This is a genomic window from Longibacter sp. (assembly GCF_051155795.1).
In the GTDB taxonomy this organism is placed as follows: domain Bacteria; phylum Bacteroidota; class Rhodothermia; order Rhodothermales; family Salinibacteraceae; genus Longibacter.
On sequence record NZ_DAXETW010000001.1, the window covers coordinates 49,894 to 56,492 of the forward strand.

Below are 6,599 nucleotides of genomic sequence, written 5' to 3' on the forward strand. Positions count from 1 at the left end.
TTCTTCACCCCACACCTGTAATCCGTGAGCATCCTTGCTGTAGGAACCGTCGCTTTTGACTCCATTGAGACGCCGTTCGGCCAGGCCAAGCGCGTGCTCGGGGGCAGCGCCTCCTACCTGACACTGGCAGCCCGGTACTTCTGCGAGGACGTGCGCCTCGTTGGCGTCGTTGGCGGCGACTTTCCCGATACCTACCGACAGGTGCTCGCCGACGGAGGCGTCGACTTGGAGGGGCTTGTGGTCCGTGAGGACGAAAAAACATTCTTCTGGCACGGGCGCTATCACTATGACCTGAACGAGCGCGACACGCTGGACACCCAGTTGAACGTCCTGCAGGACTTCGAGGCCAACATCCCCCCGTCCTACCGCGACAGCAACATCGTGTGTCTGGGGAATCTGGATCCGAAGATACAGCGCGACGTACTCGAGCAGATCGACGACCCGGAGTACGTCATCTGTGATACGATGAACTTCTGGATCGAAAACACGCCGGATAGTCTTCAAGAGACGCTCTCGCTCGTCGACTGCCTCGTGATTAACGACGCGGAGGCGCGGGAACTGGCGGATGAGCCGAACCTCGTCCGCGCCGCCTCGACCATTCGCAACATGGGACCGAAGACGCTGATCATTAAGAAGGGAGAGCACGGCGCTCTTCTGTTCCACGAGGACAAGGTCTTCAGCGCACCTGCCTACCCGCTGGAGGACATCCAGGACCCAACGGGAGCCGGCGATGCATTTGCCGGGGGCCTCGCCGGTCACCTGACCCGCGAGGGGCGCTTCGACGAAGACGCGCTTCGCCGTAGCATCATCTTCGGATCCACACTGGCATCATTCGCCGTCGAAGCGTTCGGCCCGGACCGCCTCACCAATCTCTCGGCAATCGCAATCACGGACCGGGCCCGCGCATTCCGCGAACTGGCGGCCATTCCCGAGTTGATGGCCGTTGAAGCGGCCTGATCGGCGGATTCACGGAGCCGGTCTTGCTCGTCCCCTCTCATCGGCGTCGGTGCCGCCATCGGCGGGGCCGCACGCCACTTCATCTCGGCGTTCCGCACGTTCCTCTTCTATGTCCGCATCTTCAGACACCGCCTCGTCGCCCGCTTCTCCTCCGTCAAACGCCGGCCCGGCCGCGCGGAAGGGGGGCACGATCGGCACCGTTCGGCTCATCAACGCCGTCTTCTACGGGCATCATGGCGTTATGCAGGAAGAGCACCGAATCGGCGGACGGTATGAGGTCGATGTATCGGTGGATCTCGACTTCGAGTCGGCAGCCGTCCACGACGATCTCGACGAGACCGTCAATTACGAGCAGGTGTACGCGTTCGTGCGCGAACTCGTCACGGAAAACAACTTCTACCTGATCGAGAAACTCGCGTACCGCATCGCGCACAAGGTTGTTGAATGCTATCCCGACATCGAAGGGGTAGAAGTCACGGTTCGCAAACCGAATCCACCGGTCGGCGGCCCCTGTGACCGCGCGGAGGCGGTTTACCGACTCACACCGGCCGACGACCGGGCGTGACGTCGGGACGGCGCGCATGAGGAGGCGGGTCCAATCAGTTGAGGGCATGGGGCCATGACGGTCATCACGAATGCCTGTCCGACTCGCCGTCGTCGGATACGGACGCCCCGTCCTCGATTACGAAAACGCGAAGGAAGTCACGGAGGAGGTGATCGACTTCCGTTGTTTCGGCTAGATCGTCCAGCACCTGCTGAAACTCATCTTCACCTGGCAGGTCCTCGCGGTAGTACTCGCGGTACGCGATGAGTCGCTCCCGCTCGCTCTCGGCGTCAAGTTCAGAGTGGAACTGTGTACCGTACATCGGCGCGTCGTCAACCCGGAAGGCTTGATTCGGCTGCTCATTTCGGGCAAGCTCGACGGCACCGGGCGGCAGCTCGACGACCCGGTCGTGGTGACCCATGTTCGCCCGGAAGATCGAGGGAAAGCCGGAGAAGAGGGGGTCTGCTGTGCCTGCCCGGGTCAGATGAACGGTTCCGCACCCGAGTTCTGCCCGCGCCTGATCGTGGATAACGGTGCCCCCGAGCGCCCGGGCGATCACCTGGTGTCCCCAGCACGACCCGAACGTCGGAACGGTCTTTTTCAGGCACACGCGAATCGCCTCGAGAAGCGTCGGCATCCACGGCGGATTGTCCATGGCCGAGTATTCGCCGGCTCCGCCGATCATCACGGCATCCACCTCGTCGATCCACTGCAGGCGAAGCGGCTCGCGCGCGACGTTCACGCGGGCGATTTGGTCCGTGCGTAGGCCGGTCCGATCCGCAAAGCACCGCTGCTCCTGCCGCTCCATCTCGGCCGTGTTGCGGGCCTGAATCAGCAGAATACGAATCTGGTCGAACGAGGGAGCGGGCATAGAATCAATAGGGCGCGGAAGGGACAAGTGTGAATCCGCCGGTCGAAAGGCGTTCGTCAGCGGGAAGAAAGGACAACTGCCGACGGCACGACGCGAACATTAGAGAAGCAGCAGGTCGCTGAAGTCAGATTTGAGCGTCGTATAAAGGCGTCTCAGCGGAAGGCCCATCACGTTGTAGTAGTCGCCCTGGATCCCCTCAATGTATAGTGGCCCCATTCGATCCTGAATGCCGTACCCACCGGCTTTGTCCATCGGCGAGCCCGAGGCAACGTATGCGTCGATTTCCGCACTGTCCATCGCGCCGAAGGTCACGCTCGTACGCTCGTAGCATGTCACCTCTCGGTCGGAGGCGGGGTGAATGAGGGAGACGCCGGTGTATACGTCGTGCGTTGTGTCGCGAAGACGCCTCAGCATTTGAAACGCATGCCGTTCCGACGTCGGTTTTCCGAGAATGTCAGCGTCGTGGACCACGATCGTGTCCGCCGCCAGCGTCAGCGCGGTAGGGTGCTGGGCAGCCACCGGGACGGCTTTCTGCGTGGCAATCCGCTGGGCAACGACGTCCGGCGGCTCGCCCTCCGGAATCACCTCCTCCGCCGGACTCACGCGGACCGTGAACGCAAGCTCGAGCTGTTCAAGCAAGTCTCGGCGTCGCGGGGACTGCGACGCAAGGATCAGTTGGGTCGATATCTGCATGAGGAGACAGGGGCGGTCATCGGAGCGAACAGGAAACGTAGCGACTGCCCTTTCGAATGTCGAGTATTCTCCGTGCACTACCGGTGGATTCCGCCCCGCGTCCGGCCGGAGGGAACGAGTACGACCGATGCGAGAAGCAGGGCTACGATACCGTCCAGCCAGGTCCCGGCCGCTTGATACCGTGTGGGCACAGGCGGCGGCACAGTCACGACGTGCGCCGTCGCGTCCATCCAGCCCGCATGGATCTCGATGCGTCCGTCCGGATGAGCCGTGAACGAGGGGCCGCTGACGGTGGCGACGAGGATCGGGTAGCCGGTCTCCCGCGCTCGGAGCGACGTCAGGGCGCGATACTGCGGCAGGACCGAGGAATGGCTCCACCACCCGACCTGGGAGAGACCGAGCAGGATATCCGGTTCGAGGCGGGCGACGGACCGCGCGTACGGCCGGAGAATAGTTTCGAAGCAGACGAGCGGCGCGATCCGCGGTCCGGAATCATCTCCGCCCTGAAGGATGCTTGCGCCATTTCCCCGCCGGTAGCCCGCCACGCCGCCGGCGGGGACGGTAAGGCGCTGGAGCATCGTCACATCGTCAACAAAGGGGACGTGCTCCGCAAAGGGGACGAGATGGTGTTTGCTGTAGACGTCCTGAAGCCCGCTCGATTTGAAAAGAAGAACGTCGTTCGTGTACGCCCGATGGCGCGACGTGGACCTGTTCGACACCGGTCGGACGGCCCCTGTGACGAGAGGTGCACGAAGCGCGTTCACCCGAGCCTTCCAGGTTGTGGCGGTGTCGCTCAAAACGAGCGGCGGCAACGCGGTTTCCGGCCACACGATCGCGTCAATGGCAGGTGGGCCGCCATGGCGTCGCCCGTCGCCGCTTTGCGATGGAGCGGACATAGCGGTTTCCGTCAAAGCAAGGAGTCGGTCCACGGCGGCCAGCGTATCGGTCCGTGCCCAGTCGAGAGGTTGCATAGCCGGCTGGACCAGGAGGAGGCGAGCGTGTGCCTGATCCGATGGCGGGCGGGGCGGCGATATGAATGAGCCACCGGCAACGATGACGGCGAGCGCCGCGATCGGTATGAGCGCCCAACGCGATGGTCCGCCTCCATTAGGGTGGCCCGCGTCGTGCGCGTGCTTCGCCCCTGTCGGCCGTAGTGCGCGCGATACGGTCGCATTCACGGCGAGGACGATCGCGGTAAGTACCGTTCCGCCCGCAATCGACGCGAGATCGGCGTGCGGCATGGACGCCTGCGTGTGCGACAGAACCGACCAGGGAAGGGCCCATGGTCCGATGCTGAGCATGTGCTCGAGCCCGAGCATGGCGAGCGCCCAGGTAACCATGGCCGGCTTATCGGAGAAGCGCCGCCGCACCCATGCGGCAGCGGCCCAGGGGATGCTCGCGAGTAGAGCCAGTGCCGCCACCCCCCCGACGGAAGCGAGCGCCGTGACAGGGAGGGGATGTAGAATTACCCAGTGAAAGGCAATACTGTACGCGAGAAGGTGAGCGAGGAGCGCGAGCGCGAATGCGGGGCCCGGGGACCGGGGCGGCTCGCCCACCGTCACCCGTAAAAGCGGCACATAGGCGATCATAGCCAGCCATCCCTGCTCAAAAACCCCCAGGCCGTGAATCGGAAACGACGCGCCGAGGAGGACGCCGGACAGAATGGACGCGCGGAAAAGGCGACGTGGCACGTGCGTCGACGTCTGCTGGGGTACAGAGGCGAGCGGATAGCTATCTCCGTCAACTGTGTCGTACCGCCCGGGTTCGGGCGGTACAGTCGTCAGAATCGTAACGTGAATCATTAGACATCGAAACGACGGACAAAATCGTAGAATGGCGTATTCTGCATTCACATGCGTTCGAAAGACAGATTTCTTCGGTCAGGTTCGGTCCCGGGTTGTGGCTGCCGTCTTCGCGCTAGTCACGATGGGGGAGGCGGGCGCACCCTGACCGTCGGCCGTGCCGGCGTGCGTTCTGACTGGTGCTCCGCGACATGGGCTCCTTCGGTCCGGGATCACCTGGAATCGTCCCCTCGACCTCGTCAAAACCATATGGCATTGGCATTTGACACAAGCACGATAAACGCATAGTTTAGGACTGATGTGTGTTTGTGCGGGTGCGCCGCGTCCCGGCTGCGTTTCCCCTTACTGATCGCGGTCTTGTTCTTGCCGTATATTCCCTCGCGCTTGCGTCACAGTGACCCGTACTGCACGTGCAGGCGTTCAAGAATGGCGACAATTTTTCTTCGAACCCTCCGGTTCGATCTGAAGAACGCGGTTCGGTCGTCGCGTACATCCCCTGACTCTCTTCAACAGCTCCCGCCCTGCGGCTTCGGTGCTTCATGATCGTCCTCAGTGTCTGCAACCATAAGGGAGGGACGGGCAAAACCACCTCTGTCATCCACATCGCCGCGGCGCTCGGATTGTCGGGAAAGCGCGTTCTGGTGCTTGACCTGGACCCGCAGGGCTTCCTATCGCGGACGCTGGACGTGGACGAACCTCCGCCGGAGGAGTCCGTGCTTGCGCTCTTCGACCCGAACCTGGACCCGCGCCGGATTCAGGCACGCGAGTTAAGTGGCTTCGACCTGATACCGTCGACGAGCCGCCTGACGAAGTTCATGCGGAGCCTCAATAAACCGACCGATGTGCTCTGGGTGCGGGAGACGATCGAGGCGTTAAAACCCAATTACGACGCCATCATGTTTGACACGGCCGCCGCCGTGACCGTCTACAGCCTGAACGCCCTGGTGGCGAGTCAGCACGTCGTCATCCCCGTTCTGCCCGAGTATCAGGGTGTCGTCGGAGCCGAGCAGACGTTTCAGACGACGAACCTCGTCCGCGACCGCCTCAACCCGAATCTTCAGACGCGGTCCATGCTCTTCACACAGGTCGACGCGCGGAAACGGATTCACCAGACCTATCAGCAGTATATCCGTCGTAAGTACGGCAACTACGCGATGGACAGCATCGTCCGCACGAGCACGTCGCTCGCCGAAGCGCATGATAACGGGACGACTGTTTTCGACCACGACCCGACCACCCGTGGGGCGCGGGACTATGCCAATGCAACGGACGAACTGCTTCGCCGCATTCAGAAGGGCGTAGACCTGCCGGGCCCGCCGGAAACCTCCGGCGACGCGACGGACGTCCCCGAGCCCAGCGAGCTGAAAGTGTCCTCGTAAGTCCGGCTCAGGCATCTTGCTGACCCGTTTTCTATCGGTCGTTTCGTTCGACGGTGACAGCGACGAATGGCCGCTCCGCTCGGCCGTGTTCGTCACCCTGCGACCGGTTCGCAACGGTGCGTTTGCTGCATCGATCGACGCTGCGTTATATTCAGACCGGCCGTATGTAAACGGTCTTGCCTGATCCAGCGGTATCGCCCGTTCGTCCTCGCCCCCTGCGACCTCCGTATGTCCGCCCCCCGCATTTTCAAGCTTCTGATCGCCGGCGTTGCGTCGGTCCTTCTTCTCGTTGTCGGAAACGTCGGCGTTGGGCCGATCCCGCCGCTGGAGGTGCTCTTCGACCCGGCCGACGG

General features: G+C 62.8%; 6 protein-coding genes. 3 read left to right on the forward strand and 3 right to left on the reverse strand.

Features of this window, described 5'->3' with window-relative positions:
* Nucleotides 1–24: 24 nt before the first annotated feature.
* The gene (locus ACFCU0_RS00190; RefSeq protein WP_434971632.1) at nt 25–957 is read left to right on the forward strand and encodes a PfkB family carbohydrate kinase; all 933 of its coding nucleotides are present in this window, start codon (nt 25–27) and stop codon (nt 955–957) included.
* Nucleotides 958–1,066: 109 nt separating this feature from the next.
* Entirely contained in the window at nt 1,067–1,522 is a 456-nt protein-coding gene (gene folB, locus ACFCU0_RS00195; protein ID WP_434971633.1) for a dihydroneopterin aldolase, read from the forward strand.
* 64 nt (nt 1,523–1,586) lie between these two features.
* Here folB and ACFCU0_RS00200 read toward each other — a convergent pair whose 3' ends face one another.
* The 3 genes from ACFCU0_RS00200 to lnt all read right to left on the reverse strand — a co-directional run bounded on the left by ACFCU0_RS00200 (nt 1,587) and on the right by lnt (nt 4,867).
* Nucleotides 1,587–2,372 carry a type 1 glutamine amidotransferase gene (locus ACFCU0_RS00200; protein WP_434971634.1) on the reverse strand — a complete coding sequence of 262 codons (786 nt, stop codon included), beginning with the start codon at nt 2,370–2,372 and terminating at the stop codon, nt 1,587–1,589.
* Nucleotides 2,373–2,471: 99 nt separating this feature from the next.
* Entirely contained in the window at nt 2,472–3,065 is a 594-nt protein-coding gene (locus ACFCU0_RS00205) for a Maf family protein (RefSeq protein WP_434971635.1), read from the reverse strand.
* 77 nt (nt 3,066–3,142) lie between these two features.
* Nucleotides 3,143–4,867 (reverse strand): apolipoprotein N-acyltransferase, encoded by a 1,725-nt coding sequence (lnt, locus tag ACFCU0_RS00210; protein ID WP_434971636.1) that lies wholly within the window; start codon nt 4,865–4,867, stop codon nt 3,143–3,145.
* Between the two features lie 539 nt (nt 4,868–5,406).
* Between lnt and ACFCU0_RS00215 the strand changes: the two genes are divergently transcribed.
* Entirely contained in the window at nt 5,407–6,246 is an 840-nt protein-coding gene (locus tag ACFCU0_RS00215; RefSeq protein ID WP_434971637.1) for a ParA family protein, read from the forward strand.
* The last annotated feature ends 353 nt before the right edge of the window (nt 6,247–6,599 follow it).